The following is a 14,182-nucleotide window of genomic DNA, read 5'->3' on the forward strand; positions in this document are numbered from 1 at the left end:
CCGCCATGAACTCCAGCCTGCCCCCCTTCCCGGAAAGCGCTGGAGCTGCGGCGCGGCCCGCGTCCGCGCCCGCCGGCGGGCTGCAGGCCGGCGCAGGCTCGCCAGGCCGTTTCACCGGCCCGCTCGACTGGCGCCGCATCGTCGAATGGCTGCGCGCCGACGGCGCGATCTCGCCGGAGGAGGCGGCCCGCACCATCGCCCGCTGCTCGCAGGCCGAGAGCCGGCAGCACCCGCTGGTGCGGCTGGCCAGCGTGGCGATGGCGCGCGCAGGCGACGGCAAACCGCTGGATCTGGAAACGCTGACCGAATACCTCGCGGGCCGCAGCGGCCTGGCCTACCTGCGCATCGATCCGCTCAAGGTGGACGTGGGCCGCGTCGCCGACACCATGAGCGCGAGCTACGCCGAGCGGCACAAGGTGCTGCCGGTGCAGGTCACGCCGCGCGAGGTCGTGGTGGCCACGGCCGAGCCGTTCATCGACGACTGGGTGGCCGAGGTGGAGCGCCAGTCGCGCCGCACGGTGCGCCGCGTGGTCGCCAACCCGCAGGACATCCACCGCTACACGGCGGAATTCTTCGCGCTGGCCAAGTCGGTCAAGGTGGCGCAGAAGGCCGGCGGCGCGAGCGCGGGCAGCAGCTTCGAGCAACTGGTGGAGCTGGGCCGCAGCAACAAGCAGCTCGACGCCAACGACCAGGGCGTGGTCAAGGTGGTGGACTGGCTCTGGCAGTACGCCTTCGACCAGCGCGCGAGCGACATCCACCTGGAGCCGCGGCGCGAGCAGGGCGTGATCCGCTTCCGCATCGACGGCGTGCTGCACCCCGTCTACCAGATGCCGATGGGGGTGCTCAATGCGATGGTGTCGCGCGTGAAGCTGCTCGGCCGCATGGACGTGGTCGAGAAGCGGCGCCCGCAGGACGGCCGCATCAAGACCCGCAACCCGCGCGGCGACGAAGTGGAAATGCGCCTCTCCACCCTGCCTACGGCCTTCGGCGAGAAGATGGTGATGCGCATCTTCGACCCCGACAACACCGTGAAGGACCTGGATGCGCTGGGCTTCACGCCGCACGACGCGCAGCGCTGGGAGGCACTGGTCAAACGGCCGCACGGCATCATCCTGGTGACCGGGCCCACGGGCTCGGGCAAGACCACCACGCTCTACTCCACGCTGCGGCGCCTGGCCACCGAGGAGGTGAACGTGAGCACGGTGGAGGACCCGATCGAGATGATCGAGCCCAGCTTCAACCAGACGCAGGTCCAGCCGCAGCTCGACTTCAGCTTCACGGAAGGGCTGCGCGCGCTCATGCGGCAGGACCCGGACATCCTCATGGTGGGGGAGATCCGCGATCTGCAGACGGCCGACATGGCCGTGCAGGCGGCGCTCACGGGCCACCTGGTCTTCTCCACGCTGCACACGAACGACGCGCCCTCGGCCGTGAGCCGGCTGATGGAGCTGGGGGTGCCGCCCTACCTGATCAACGCCACGCTGCTCGGCGTGCTCGCGCAGCGGCTGGTGCGCACGCTGTGCCGGCAGTGCCGCCAGCGCGACGATGCGGCGGCCATCGAGGGGCTGGCCGAGGCGGTGCGCCCCTGGAAGCTCAGCGGCGGCTACCACCCCTACCGGCCCGTGGGCTGCGTGGACTGCCGCATGACCGGCTTCCGCGGCCGCATGGGGCTCTACGAGCTGCTCACGGTGAGCGAGGCGCTCAAGGAGCGGATTACCCAGTCGCCCTCCATCGACGCCCTGCGGCGGCAGGCCCTGCAGGACGGCATGCGCCCCCTGCGGCTGGCGGGCGCGTTGCGCGTGGCCGAAGGCGTGACCACGATGGAGGAGGTGGTGGCCGCCACGTCGCCGCTGGAGTAACGTGACCGGGCCGCGCCGGCCGCCCCCGCCTGACCCTGCTCTGTCGCCTTTCCGTAGAACGAAAAAGTCCAAAACCGTTCCGTACGCCGGAGCGCGGTTTTCGCTGTGCGCGTTGCGGTTTTCCCTAGGTTGCGGGTAGGTGGTATCCACATCGCGGGGGCAGGGGCGCGATTGCACAATCGCCCGTCAACTTCGTGTAAGGAGTCGTTTCGTGAAAATCAAGAGCCAGAAAGATTTCTTTTCAGGCCTCATGTTCATGGGTGTGGGGGTCGCTTTCGCTGTGGGCGCCACCAATTACAGCGTCGGCAACGGCGCGCGCATGGGCCCGGGGTACTTCCCGCTGATCCTGGGCATCCTGCTCGCCATCCTGGGGACCGCCATCACGTTCTACGCCACCGTGGTGGAGAGCGCCGACGGCGACAAGATCGGCAAGTGGGCGTGGAAGCAGCTGTTCTTCATCCTCGCTTCCAACTTCGCCTTCGGCGTGCTGCTGGCCGGCCTGCCGAGCTTCGGCGTGCCCGCCATGGGCCTGATCGTCGCCATCTACGCGCTCGTGTTCATCGCGAGCCTGGCCGGCGAGAGCTTCAACGCCAAGGAAGTGTTCATCCTCGCCACCATCCTCGCGGTGGGCAGCTATGTGGCTTTCGTGTGGGCGCTGAAACTGCAGTTCCCCGTGTGGCCCAGTTTCATTTCGGGTTGAGCGGGAGCATCGAAAACCATGGAATTGTTTGACAACCTGGCGACCGGCTTCGGCGTCGCCTTCACCTTCCAGAACCTCATCTACTGCCTGATCGGCTGTATTCTGGGGACGCTGATCGGCGTGCTGCCCGGCATCGGGCCCGTGGCCACCATCGCCATGCTGCTGCCCGCCACCTACGCGCTGCCGCCCGTGGCCGCGCTCATCATGCTGGCCGGCATCTACTACGGTGCGCAGTACGGGGGCTCGACCACCGCCATTCTGGTGAACCTGCCGGGCGAGTCATCCTCGGTGGTGACAGTGATCGACGGCTACCAGATGGCGCGCAAGGGCCGTGCGGGCCCGGCGCTCGCCGCCGCCGGCCTGGGCTCGTTCTTCGCCGGTTGCGTGGGCACGCTGATCCTGGCCGCCTTCGCGCCGCCGCTGACCGAAGTCGCCTTCAAGTTCGGCCCCGCCGAATACTTCTCGCTGATGGTGCTGGGCCTGATCGGCGCCGTGGTGCTGGCCTCGGGCTCGCTGCTCAAGGCCGTGGCCATGATCGTGCTGGGCCTGCTGCTCGGCCTCGTGGGGACCGACGTGAACTCGGGCGTGGCCCGCTACAGCTTCGACATTCCCGAACTGACCGACGGCATCAACTTCGTCGTGATCGCCATGGGTGTGTTCGGCTACGGTGAAATCATCGCCAACCTCTCCAAGCCCGAGGACGACCGCGAGGTGTTCACGGCCAAGGTGCAGGGCCTGTTCCCCACCAAGGAAGACTTCAAGCGCATGATTCCCGCGGTGCTGCGCGGTACCGCCCTGGGCGCGGCCCTGGGCATCCTGCCCGGCGGCGGTGCGCTGCTGGCGGCCTTCGCGGCCTACACGATCGAGAAGAAGACCAAGCTGCAGCCGGGCGAAGTGCCCTTCGGCAAGGGCAACATCCGCGGCGTGGCGGCTCCCGAGTCGGCCAACAACGCCGGCGCGCAGACCTCCTTCATCCCGCTGCTGACGCTGGGCATTCCGCCCAACGCCGTGATGGCGCTGATGGTGGGCGCGATGACGATCCACAACATCCAGCCCGGCCCGCAGGTGATGACCAGCAACCCGGAACTGTTCTGGGGCCTGATCGCCTCGATGTGGCTCGGCAACGCGATGCTGATCATCCTGAACCTGCCGCTCATCGGCATGTGGATCAAGCTGCTCACCGTGCCCTACCGCTGGCTGTTCCCCTCCATCGTGCTGTTCTGCGCGGTGGGTGTGTACGGCACGAACAACAACACGTTCGACGTCTGGCTGGTCGGCATCTTCGGCTTCATCGGCTACGTGTTCCACAAGCTGGGCACCGAACCCGCGCCGCTGCTGCTCGGCTTCATCCTGGGCCCGATGATGGAAGAGAACCTGCGCCGTGCCCTGCTGCTGTCGCGCGGCGACTGGAGCGTGTTCGTCACGCGTCCGATCTCCGCCGGCCTGCTGGCTGCCGCCGTGCTGCTGCTCATCATCGTGCTGCTGCCGGCCGTGAGCAAGAAGCGCGAAGAGGCATTCGTCGAGGACTGACCCCCGGCGGGTACCCCTCCACGATTGGGAACGACGGCACCTTCGGGTGCCGTTTTTCTTTGGTGGGTGGGGGTTATTGCAGTGGGGCGAGGCGGGAGCGCAGAGGGAAGGCGCTCGGGGTATGACGGCGGAATCCGGGAGGGGGTGGGCAGTCCGTGCACTCCGGCGGGATGTTCTCGAAGACCACGTCGCGGCCTACGCGGACCTTGTTCATCGGGGGATTCAGGTACCAGTAGATCTGTCCATTGATCCAGAGGTCTACTACGTCGCTCTCTCCAAGCAGTGTCTTTGGATCGACACGGTAGAGCCGGATGATGTGGGGGTAGCGCATGTCCTGATGAACAAGCTTTTGTAGCCATGAGGCTTCGTAATAGTCCAGGCGGTATACACGGTGGGGGCTGTAATGGCTTCGCTGGTATTGGTTTTTCGTCAAGCATTGGTGAGCGCCAGCAACGACCAATGCGGCAAGAAAAAGCAGTTTGAATGATTTTATGCGCCAGGGTGCAATCATTTTATTTTTTACATTCGACTGCCGAAGCGAAGCTGCCACAAATTAATTGTTGAGATTCTTTCGCCCATCGTCGAGGGCGATTAAGGCATCACTGCCGATTCAGGTAGGGGTAGGCAGTCTGTGCATTCCGGTGGTATGTTGTCAAAAACAATATCTCGCCCCACGCGGACTTTGTTCATTGGTGGGAATGTGTACCAGTACAATTCTCCATTCATCCATAGGTCGACTACATCGCTTTCTTTTATCAGTTTTTCTGGGTTGATGCGGTATAGCCTGGCGAAGGCAGGCATCTTGTATTTGCGATGCACCATTTCCTGCAAGAAAGACGCCTCATAATATTCAACTCTATACAACTTGTGAGGGCTGATGGCGGAGTGAAAAAGTTTTGGCTTCGATCCCTGCCATAGGCCTACTACTGCAAAAAGCAGCATGGCTAGGTAGGCTAAATTTTTAAGACTGTTCTTTTTTTTGACTTTTACCATGAGAAAGTCTGTGGAAAGGCGAGTTTGATGCGGTGGACGTCGGAAACAATCATGAAATCGGCACCCTTGTTGTTCTTTTCTCTCCACCGCCTGAAGTCTTGATTCTGTATGACATATTTGTAGGCTTGGACTGATTCAGGAGATTCATCTACTGAAGTTTCTTCAATAGGTACCCTGAATTGCGTGTGAATGCCGCATTCCATTCTACCGAATCCCCAGCAGCCGAGAGGCTGAGAAATAAAGGATCTACCGTCATTGAAATCATAGGAGTCACGTAGATAGAATGCCAGTTCATCAACTTTGACCGTGGTTTTGCCATTGTCCATTGGAACTACGACTCCGGACGCCGCCACCTTCATTTGCGCTTCTCCCATCGCACCGTAGAAGTCGTCCAATGGATCACTCAACCGGCCAAAAACCAAATAGTTGACCTGGCAGGTGTTGTCGAGAATCTTAGCGTGCAGACCGAGGTCGCCGAGTCGCCAACACTGTTGTTGCCGTCCCAGCCTTTGCCTGTCCACATGTTCCTTCAACTGCGCAATCCCAGCCGGACTGGCCCAGTTGGTCCGCAGTTGTTCGAGGGCTGCTTGAACTCGTGAAAATCCCAGCGCCCACGCCATCGAGACGGTGTTTTCATCCAGTTGCGCTGCTGGCAGTTGGCTCAGACGTTGCCCTTCCACGCTGCCTTTAACCGCAGGCGTCATCTGATACGCCGACCCATTGAACCACCGCTCCATCAACGCCGCAGCTACCGGCCATCCCAGCCGCGAGCGCATCACGGACGGGATGTCGCGCAACTGGAACAGGCGCGTGGCATATTGCGGCGGCTTCTTCCGCCCGAGCAACGTGTTGAGCGCTTCCTCCGGCGCCTTCAAGAGATCGACCATCTATTTTCCCTCTCTGCTTTTATGGATCGGCAGGCCGCGCAGCCTGCCGGGCCGCGCGGATTATCAGCAGGAAAGGGCACTGTGGCGCGATCTCCCACGGATGAGTTGGTTGCGAGAGGTAACCGATCCGTGGATGGTGCGGGGGGCCAGGTAATTTCTGCGGCATCGGCTCGGAGGATCGAGGCCCGGCAGGACAGGACTGCACAAACCGCCATGTTCTAAAGCGGGCCTGCTCCCGCCGACATTGGCGTGGTGGCAGCCCGAGGGTGGTCTGTCTACGTGCGCCGTCACCCGGGTACGGCGATTGCCGAAGACTTCGGAATGGATGCGGCTGGTGCGTCCGGCCAGGCCCGCGGGCTGCGGATGCGGTGCGTAATCCACGGAGCAGAGATGGCAGCAGACATGGCGACAGGCAACTCAACGGGCCCTAATGACGGAATCGGAGATTTCGACAGCAACAGCGACGTGCTCGTCATCGGCGGCGGCCCGGCCGGGCTGACGGCGGCGCTCTACCTTGCGCGCTTCCGGCGATCGGTGGTGCTGGTGGATGCCGGCGACAGCCGCGTCGCGAAGATCCCCCGCTCGCACAACTATCCCGGTTTCGTGGACGGGATTCCGGGCCATTCGCTGCTGGAGACGCTGCGCGCGCAGATGCAGCGCTATCCGATCCGCACCGTGCGGGCCGTGGTCGATCGTATCGAGCGCGTGGTGCCGGACGCGGGCGCATCCGGCCCGGCGGGAGGACGAGGGTTCTTCCATGCGCACTGGCGCGGCGGTGGCAGCGTGCGCGCGCCGTTCGTGCTGCTGGCCACGGGGGTGGAAGACGTCCCGCCGCCGATGCCGCACGTGCGGCAGGCCCTGGAGGACGGGCTGCTGCGCTACTGCCCGGTGTGCGATGCCTACGAGGCGATCGGCCAGGCGATCGGGGTCATCGCCGAGGGGGCGCACGGGGTCGGCGAGGCGGTCTACCTGCGGCATTTCAGCGCCGACGTCACGCTGTTCCTCGCGCCCGGCGATGCGGTGCTGTCCGATGACGACCGCGAGCGGCTGGTGCGCGCCGGCATCCGCTGGACGCAGGCGCCGGTGGACGCGATCCGCCGCGAGGGGGACCGCGTGGTGGTCCATCATGCGGGCGGGAGTTCGTCGTGCGACACGCTCTACTGTGCGCTGGGCCTGCAGATCCATGCGGGCCTGGCCGCCGGGCTGGGGGCCGCGCTGGATGCTTCCGGCTACGTGGTGGTGGATGCCCACGGCGCGACCACGGTGCCGGGCCTGTATGCGGCCGGGGACGTGGCCCAGGGGCTGAACCAGATCGCGGTGGCGGCGGGCGGCGCGGCCATCGCGTCCTCGGCGATCCATCTGGCGCTGGGGCCGTCGTTCCAGGCGTGAGCGTTGCTGCCGCGGAGCCGGCATCGCGGTTCACGGCGCCTGCATTCCGCACTGCAGGGGGCCCGCCGGCGCCGTGCGTGCGACACTGACCGGCTACCCACGATCGCCCGAGCGCCTCTCCCGTGCCTTCTTCCGACTCCGCCGTTCCTTCCCCGTCCGGCAAAGCCGCCACCGGCCTCGCCCTCGCGCTCATCGGAGCCATCGCCTTCAGCGGCAAGGCCATCATCGTGAAGCTCGCCTACCGGTACGGCGTGGACGCGGTCACGCTGCTGATGTACCGCATGCTGTTCGCGCTGCCGATCTTCGCGGCCATGGGCTGGTGGGCGAGCCGCGGCAAATCGCCGCTGTCGCGCCGCGACTGGCTGGGCATCGCCTGGCTGGGCGTGACGGGCTACTACCTCGCGAGCTTTCTCGATTTCGCCGGGCTGGCCTACATCACGGCCAGCCTGGAGCGGCTCATCCTGTACCTCAACCCCACGCTGGTGGTGGTGCTGGGCTGGCTGCTCTACGGGCGCGTCATCCGCCGCGGGCAGGTGCTGGGCATGGCGATCAGCTATTGCGGCGTGGTGCTGGTGTTCGGCCACGAAGCGAGCCTGCAGGGCAAGGACGTGGCCTGGGGCGTGCTGCTGGTCTTTCTCTCGGCCGTGAGCTACGCGGTCTATCTGGTCTACAGCGGTGAGATGGTGCGGCGCGTGGGGTCGCTGCGCCTGGTGGGCCTGGCCACGACGGTGGCATGCGTGTGCTGCATCGCGCAGTTCGTGGTGCTGCGGCCGCTTTCGGCGGCGCTGGTTGCGCCCGAGGTGCTGGGCCTGTCGGTGCTCAACGCTGTGTTCTGCACCGCCGTGCCGGTGCTGCTGGTGATGATGGCCATCGAGCGCATCGGCGCGGGCGCGGCGGCGCAGGCCGGCATGATCGGGCCGCTCTCCACCATCCTCATGGGCGTGTGGCTGCTGGGCGAGCCGTTCACGCTCTGGGTGGCGGCCGGCACGGCGCTGGTGGTGACCGGGATCTTCGTGTTCACGCGCATGAGAAATTGATCCCTCTTGAGTCGCCTTCGGCGCCTTCTCCCCAGGGGGACGACGCCAGCGGCCGGGCAGAACCCGTTCCGCGGCGTCTGCTGGCGTGGCCTGCTCCGCGGCCGTCGGAACGGTGACGCTGCAAGGATTGCGGTAATGCGCCCAGTCATCGGCTATTCCCCGGCGCCCCACGCGGATGCCGGGCTTCCGTACCATCGCGGTTCCGGCGCCGGGGCGCGCCACCACCAACCACCACCACTGCGTCGCCGCGCTGCACGGCGCGGCGCGCAACGAAAGGACGAGCACTATGGATCTGGGTATCACGGGCAAATGGGCACTGGTCTGCGGCGCGAGCAAGGGCCTGGGCTACGGCTGCGCCGAAGCGCTGGTGCGCGAGGGCGTGAACGTCGTCATCAACGCGCGCAATCCCGAGGACCTGCGGCTGGCCGCCGCGCAGCTCGCTTCCGCGGGCGCCGAAATCACCGCGGCCGCCGGCCAGAAGGGCCCGCCGCCGCAGGTGGTGGTGGTGGCCGCCGACATCACCACGCCCGAAGGCCGCGAGGCCGCGTTCGCGGCGCCGGGTGGGCCGGGGCGCGATTTCGACATCGTGGTGACGAACGCGGGTGGCCCGCCGCCCGGCGATTTCCGCGACTGGGACCGCGAGGCCTGGATCCGCGCCGTGGACGCCAACATGCTCACGCCGATCGAGCTGATCCGCGCGACGGTGGACGGCATGGCCGCGCGCGGCTTCGGCCGCGTCGTGAACATCACGTCGAGCGCGGTGAAGGCGCCGATCGACATCCTGGGCCTGTCCAACGGCGCGCGCAGCGGCCTCACGGGCTTCGTGGCGGGCGCGGCGCGCAGCGGCATCGCCGCCAAGGGCGTGACCATCAACAACCTGCTGCCGGGCAAGTTCGACACCGACCGGCTGGCCGCCACCATCCAGGCCGCGGTGAAGAAGTCGGGCAAGAGCGAGGACGACGTGCGCCGCGCGCAGCAGGCGGCGATCCCCGCCGGCCGCTATGGCACGCCGCAGGAGTTCGGCGCGATCTGCGCCTTCCTCTGCAGCATGCAGGCGGCCTACCTGACCGGGCAGAACGTATTGGCCGACGGCGGCGCCTACCCGGGCGCGTTCTGATCGCCGGGCACGGGGCAGGCCGCCGGCCTTGCCTGCCGTGCCGCCCGCGCGCCGTCAGGCGCCGAGCTTGAAGAAGCCGACCGTGGCGTTGAGGTCCTTGCCCTGGTGGTTGAGCGACTGCGCCGCGGCGGAGATCTCCTCCACCAGCGCGGCGTTCTGCTGCGTCGCCTGGTCCAGCACCGCGACGGCCTGGTTGACCTCCGCGATCGACCGGCTCTGCTCGCGGGCCGAGGCCGCGATCTCGCCCGTGATGGTGGCCACGCCGGAGATGGCTTCCGTCAGCTCGCCGATGGTCCTGCCGGCCTGATCGATCTGCCGCGCGCCAGCCTGCACGTTCTCCACCGACGCTTCGAGCAGTGCCTTGATCTCCCGCGCCGCCTCGGTGGAGCGGTGCGCGAGGCTGCGCACCTCGGATGCCACCACCGCGAAGCCGCGGCCGCTCTCGCCAGCGCGCGCGGATTCGACCGCCGCGTTGAGTGCCAGGATATTGGTCTGGAAGGCGATGCCTTCGATCAGGCCGACGATGCCCACGATGCGGTCCGATTGCTCGGCGGCCGTGTGCATGGTCCTGGCAGCGCCCGATACCGCATCGTTGCCCCGCCGGGCCACGTCCACGGCGCCGGAAGCCACCTGGGTCGCGTGGGCGGCCTGGTCGGCCGTGGCGCTCACGGTTTCTGACAGCTCGTTCATGGCTGCGGAGGTCTGCTCGATCGACGCGGCCTGCTGTTCGGTGCGGGCCGACAGGTCGTGGTTGCCGGCCGATACCTCGTGCGCCGCCACCTCGAGCTGGCGGCTGTTGTTCATGACGTTGAGCAGCACGCCGTGCAGCTTTTCGACGAACGCGTTGAACTGCACGGCGAGCTGGCCGACCTCGTCGCGGCTCACGACCGGCAGGCGGCGCGTCATGTCGCCATCGCCGGAGGCGATTTCCTGCATTGAATGCGTCAGGCTGCGGATCGGGTCGGTCATCCGGCGCACGAGCGCCGCCATGCCTGCCAGCGCCACCGCGAGCACGGCGATCCCGCTGCCCACGAGGATCCAGGCCAGGCGGTTGGCCGCCGCCATCATCTCCGTCTCCGGTACGAGCGCATAGTACTTCCAGCCGTTCCGCGGCGAGGTGTAAGCCGTCGCGCGGTAGGCGATGCCGTCCAGAGTGATGGCCGCCAGGCCGTCGGCCGACTGCGCCAGCTGTTCGTAGCCACCGCCCAGGCTTTTCAGGTCCTTGAATTCGTGCTGCTTGTCGCGCGGGTCGATGAGGATCTTGCCGTTGTTGTCCGCCACGAGCAGGTAGCCGCTTTCGCCGAAGACGATGCCCTTGGTGAGCTGTGCGAACCCCTCCAGGGACAAGTCGCCCTCGAGTGCGCCGATGACGTCGCCATTCGGGCCCTTGATGGCCCGCGCGAAGGGAATGATGGCGCCGCCCGATCCCGCCGCGCTCAGGTAGGGTGCGGGCCGCACCACCCGGTCGGTCGCCGTCATCGCGAGCTGGTACCAGGGCCGCACGCGCGGGTCGTAGTGGTCGTTGATGCGCTCGATGGGCCACTGCACGTAGCCGCCCCAGCGCGTTCCCACGTCGAGGTAGCGCATGTTCGGATGGGTGTCGCCGAACTGCTTGAGCAGCGAGAAGATCGACTGCTCCACCGGGCCGTTGGCGTCGGGCGTCATCATGCCGCCGCGCTCCAGGTACGTGGTGAGGCGTTCGTCGGCGGATCGCACCTGCACGGTCTGCGCAAGGTAGTTGAGGTTCTGCTCCACCTCCTTGAAGGTGCCGTCGAGCGACTCGTCCGCCTGGGCGATGCGCGTCCGGCTGGAGCGGGTGAAATCATCGACCGCCTGCTGCCGCACGTTCCAGACGCCGACGGTGGTGAGCAGCAGGAACGTCAGGACGAGGGCCGTACCGGCGGCGGCGCTGAACTTCAGCGTGATCGAATGCGTGGTTTTCAAGGAAGACCTCGAACGTTGGGTAAGGGTGGTGCTTCCAGCCCCGCCGGCAAGCCCTCCCCCTTTATCGGCAACTATGGCCGCCGGTACAACGTTATCCGCAAAGATTTCTGCTGATTCTGGTTTTTTCGATAATTCCGTGCGCCACGGTCGCGTTTCACAGGGCCCAGAGACGCGGCCGGTGCGGCGGCAGGCTCCAGAGCTGCGCGCGCCAGGCGCTCCACACGTGCCGCAGCAGGTCCATGGCCGGCTCGACGACCGGGGCCAGCACACGCACCACCACCACCTGCGGATGCGGGCTGGTCGCACCGGCGGTTCCCTGCAGCGCATGCGCGTCGATCACGGCGCGTGCGGCGTCCAGCGCAGCCTCCCGGCGCTCGCGCGGCAGTGCCTCGCCCGCCACGAAGAACACCGAGGCCAGGCAGCGGTGCCCGTCGAGCCCCAACCGGCCGTCCATCAGCAGCGCATCGGCGGCGTCGATCGTGCCGCGCTCCAGCCAGATGCCGGGCACCTCGATGTGCTGCGTGAACCGGCCTTCCGCGAAAGGCTGGCCGGAATGCGGCAGTCCCAGCGCGGTGACGTCCCAGGCGATGCATTCGGCGCCGGGCGCGACCGACAGCGTAAGCCGGTTCTCGGCCTGGCAGGCGCTGTAGCAGAGCGCCTCCAGCGGCAGCCATTCGAGCCGGGCGCCAGTGGCCAGCGTGGCCTGCGTGCGCTGCAGCGCCGGCGCGCCCGCGGACCGGTAGAAGCGCGAGGCCCCCGGTGTGGTGACGAGGCCGTGCGCCCCCGGCGCCACGGTGGCGGTGATGTCCAGCGTGTCGCCGCCCACCAGCCCCCCGGGCGGATGCACGAGCACGTTGTGGCAGATGCCGTCGCCTTCCGGGTAGAGGCTCTGCAGGATGCGCAGCGGCCCGTCGTGCAGGAAGCGCGCCACGGTGCGCGGGCCTTCCCGCCGGTAGTCCAGTTGCAGGCGGGCGTGCCAGGTCATCGTGCGTCGTACTCTCGGCTGTGGGGATGGGCGCGCATGATAAGCCGGGCGCGATGCCGGTCTCAGTCGGCTTTCCACGCGCCTTCGTGCGAGGCCGACGCCTCCGCGACCAGCGCGGGGCCGATGCAGTCGATCGGATGGGGCGAGGCATCGAACACGTCGCGGCAGGAGAGTTCGGCATCGCGCTGGTCCTGCCGCTCGCCGCGGAAGGCGCGCAGGCGCACCGCGTCGATGCCGTAGACCACGCGGCCGATATTCGCCCAGAAGATGGCGCCCGCGCACATCACGCAGGGCTCGCCTGACGAATACAGCGTGGCGCGCGCCAGCACCTCGCGCGGATGCTTCGGGCTGGCGATGCGGATGGCCGAGGTTTCGGCATGGGCGGTGCAGTCGCCGGTTTCGCCATTGGCGTTCCAGGCTTCGGCCAGCACCGTGCCGTCATCGCCGACGATCACGGCGCCGAACGGCCGGTTGCCGCGCGCCCGCGCCCTGTCCGCCAGCGCGATCGCCTGCCTCAGGTAGCGGCCGTCGCGCTCGCTGATCGGCGTCTCTTCGGGCGGCGTCGCGGCGCCCGTGGGGCCGTGTGCTGCTGCTGCGGGCGAGCCATGGGGCATGGCGGGGCGGCCGCTCATGCCGTGCCCTTCGCGCCCGCAGCCGGCAGGAAGCCGGGGTTGAATACGCGCTCCGGGGCGGGCTTCGCGGCGAGCTGGAACACCGTGGCCGCCTCGTCGAGCTGGCGGCCCAGCACGGTGGGCTGCACGCGGCCCAAGGCACCGGGTGGCAGGTCCGGCGGCGCCAGGTACTGCCGTGCGATCGCCCAGCGTTCGCGCTCCACGTCCATGTTCAGGATGGGTTCGCGGGCCTTCACCGCGGCCAGCGCCTCGTCGGGGTTGGCGAGCGCCTCGCGCAGCGCGCGGTGGCTCGCGCGCACGAAGGCCCGGGCTGCCTCGGGCTTCTCCTGCAGCAGGCGGCCGGCGAGCAGGGCATTGCCGTAGAGGTGCAGGCCCGCACGGCCGTAGTCGAGCACGGCGAGGTCTTTGGGCGGCATGCGCGCGAACAGCGACACGGCGGAATCGTGGAAATAGGTGGCCGCGTCCACGTCGCCGCGCACCACCACGTTGTCGCGCGCGCTGAAATCCGTGGTCACCCATTCGAAGAGATCGGGGCCGGTCTGCAGCGCGCGGGCCACCATCGGCCAGCAGCGGCGCGTGGATTCCACCGCCGCCGCCGCCACGCGCTTGCCCTTGAGCGAGAGGAAGTCCTCGGTGATGCCGCGGTCCCTGCGGCCGATGATGACGAAGGGCGCGCGCTGGTAGTACTGATAGATCGCCTGCACCGGCGCGGTGGGGTTCTGCGACTGGAACTCGGCCAGCGAACTGAGGTCGCCCAAGCCCAGATCGTAGGCGCCGCTGGCCACGCGCGTGATCGACGCCACGGAGCCCGCGCCCACGTCGATGCGCACGTCCAGGCCCTCGTCGCGGTAGTAGCCCTTGGCAAGCGCGAGGAAGAAGGGCGAGGTCTGGCTGGTCACGCGGAAATCGAGCGTGAACTTCAGCGGCGTGAGCGCGCCCTGCGCATGGACGAGGGGCGCGAAGGAAGCGCCCAGGGCCGCGCCGGTGGAGGCGGCGAGGGAGCGTGAAAGAAACTGGCGTCGTTGCATGGCCGTACCTCGAAAGGGGTGTGCGGTGGGCCGGCTCCGGGGCCGCGGCGCGCCGCGCAGCACGCGGCGCACCGCCGGGAA

The 14,182-nt window shown here is 67.5% G+C and carries 12 protein-coding genes; 6 read left to right on the plus strand and 6 right to left on the minus strand.

The window, feature by feature from the left end:
• Window positions 1–5 precede the first annotated feature (5 nt).
• From Q9R47_RS15520 to Q9R47_RS15530, 3 genes are all read left to right on the plus strand, one after another.
• On the plus strand, window positions 6–1,859 hold the full coding sequence (locus Q9R47_RS15520; RefSeq protein WP_311234101.1) for an ATPase, T2SS/T4P/T4SS family: 1,854 nt from the start codon (window positions 6–8) through the stop codon (window positions 1,857–1,859).
• A gap of 211 nt (window positions 1,860–2,070) precedes the next feature.
• On the plus strand, window positions 2,071–2,559 hold the full coding sequence (locus Q9R47_RS15525; protein WP_311234102.1) for a tripartite tricarboxylate transporter TctB family protein: 489 nt from the start codon (window positions 2,071–2,073) through the stop codon (window positions 2,557–2,559).
• 18 nt (window positions 2,560–2,577) lie between these two features.
• A complete protein-coding gene (locus Q9R47_RS15530) occupies window positions 2,578–4,089 on the plus strand; it encodes a tripartite tricarboxylate transporter permease (protein ID WP_311234103.1) in 1,512 nt (503 codons plus the stop codon).
• A 591-nt stretch (window positions 4,090–4,680) separates the two neighbouring features.
• Here the strand turns inward: Q9R47_RS15530 and Q9R47_RS15540 are convergent.
• Both Q9R47_RS15540 and Q9R47_RS15545 read right to left on the minus strand, forming a co-directional pair.
• Complete coding sequence (locus Q9R47_RS15540; RefSeq protein WP_216619432.1) at window positions 4,681–5,082, minus strand: hypothetical protein; 402 nt, start codon at window positions 5,080–5,082, stop codon at window positions 4,681–4,683.
• A complete protein-coding gene (locus tag Q9R47_RS15545; protein WP_311234104.1) occupies window positions 5,076–5,969 on the minus strand; it encodes a DUF6402 family protein in 894 nt (297 codons plus the stop codon). Before Q9R47_RS15545 ends, Q9R47_RS15540 begins: the two co-directional genes overlap by 7 nt.
• 402 nt (window positions 5,970–6,371) lie before the next feature.
• Here Q9R47_RS15545 and Q9R47_RS15550 point away from each other — a divergent pair, with 402 nt between their 5' ends.
• From Q9R47_RS15550 to Q9R47_RS15560, 3 genes are all read left to right on the plus strand, one after another.
• The gene (locus Q9R47_RS15550) at window positions 6,372–7,358 is read left to right on the plus strand and encodes an NAD(P)/FAD-dependent oxidoreductase (RefSeq protein WP_311234105.1); all 987 of its coding nucleotides are present in this window, start codon (window positions 6,372–6,374) and stop codon (window positions 7,356–7,358) included.
• Between the two features lie 122 nt (window positions 7,359–7,480).
• Window positions 7,481–8,395: a DMT family transporter gene (locus Q9R47_RS15555; RefSeq protein WP_311234106.1), complete on the plus strand. Its 915-nt coding sequence runs from the start codon at window positions 7,481–7,483 to the stop codon at window positions 8,393–8,395.
• 286 nt (window positions 8,396–8,681) lie between these two features.
• Window positions 8,682–9,512: an SDR family oxidoreductase gene (locus tag Q9R47_RS15560; protein ID WP_311234107.1), complete on the plus strand. Its 831-nt coding sequence runs from the start codon at window positions 8,682–8,684 to the stop codon at window positions 9,510–9,512.
• Between the two features lie 54 nt (window positions 9,513–9,566).
• Here Q9R47_RS15560 and Q9R47_RS15565 read toward each other — a convergent pair whose 3' ends face one another.
• The 4 genes from Q9R47_RS15565 to Q9R47_RS15580 all read right to left on the minus strand — a co-directional run bounded on the left by Q9R47_RS15565 (window position 9,567) and on the right by Q9R47_RS15580 (window position 14,101).
• The gene (locus Q9R47_RS15565) at window positions 9,567–11,456 is read right to left on the minus strand and encodes a methyl-accepting chemotaxis protein (RefSeq protein WP_311234108.1); all 1,890 of its coding nucleotides are present in this window, start codon (window positions 11,454–11,456) and stop codon (window positions 9,567–9,569) included.
• 154 nt (window positions 11,457–11,610) lie between these two features.
• Window positions 11,611–12,441 (minus strand): urease accessory protein UreD, encoded by an 831-nt coding sequence (locus Q9R47_RS15570; protein ID WP_311234109.1) that lies wholly within the window; start codon window positions 12,439–12,441, stop codon window positions 11,611–11,613.
• Window positions 12,442–12,503: 62 nt separating this feature from the next.
• Window positions 12,504–13,055 (minus strand): nucleoside deaminase, encoded by a 552-nt coding sequence (locus tag Q9R47_RS15575; protein WP_311234192.1) that lies wholly within the window; start codon window positions 13,053–13,055, stop codon window positions 12,504–12,506.
• A 14-nt stretch (window positions 13,056–13,069) separates the two neighbouring features.
• Window positions 13,070–14,101 carry an ABC transporter substrate-binding protein gene (locus Q9R47_RS15580; protein WP_311234110.1) on the minus strand — a complete coding sequence of 344 codons (1,032 nt, stop codon included), beginning with the start codon at window positions 14,099–14,101 and terminating at the stop codon, window positions 13,070–13,072.
• Window positions 14,102–14,182: the final 81 nt, after the last annotated feature.

Source organism: Acidovorax sp. PRC11, assembly GCF_031844105.1.
Classification (GTDB): Bacteria; Pseudomonadota; Gammaproteobacteria; order Burkholderiales; family Burkholderiaceae_C; genus Paracidovorax.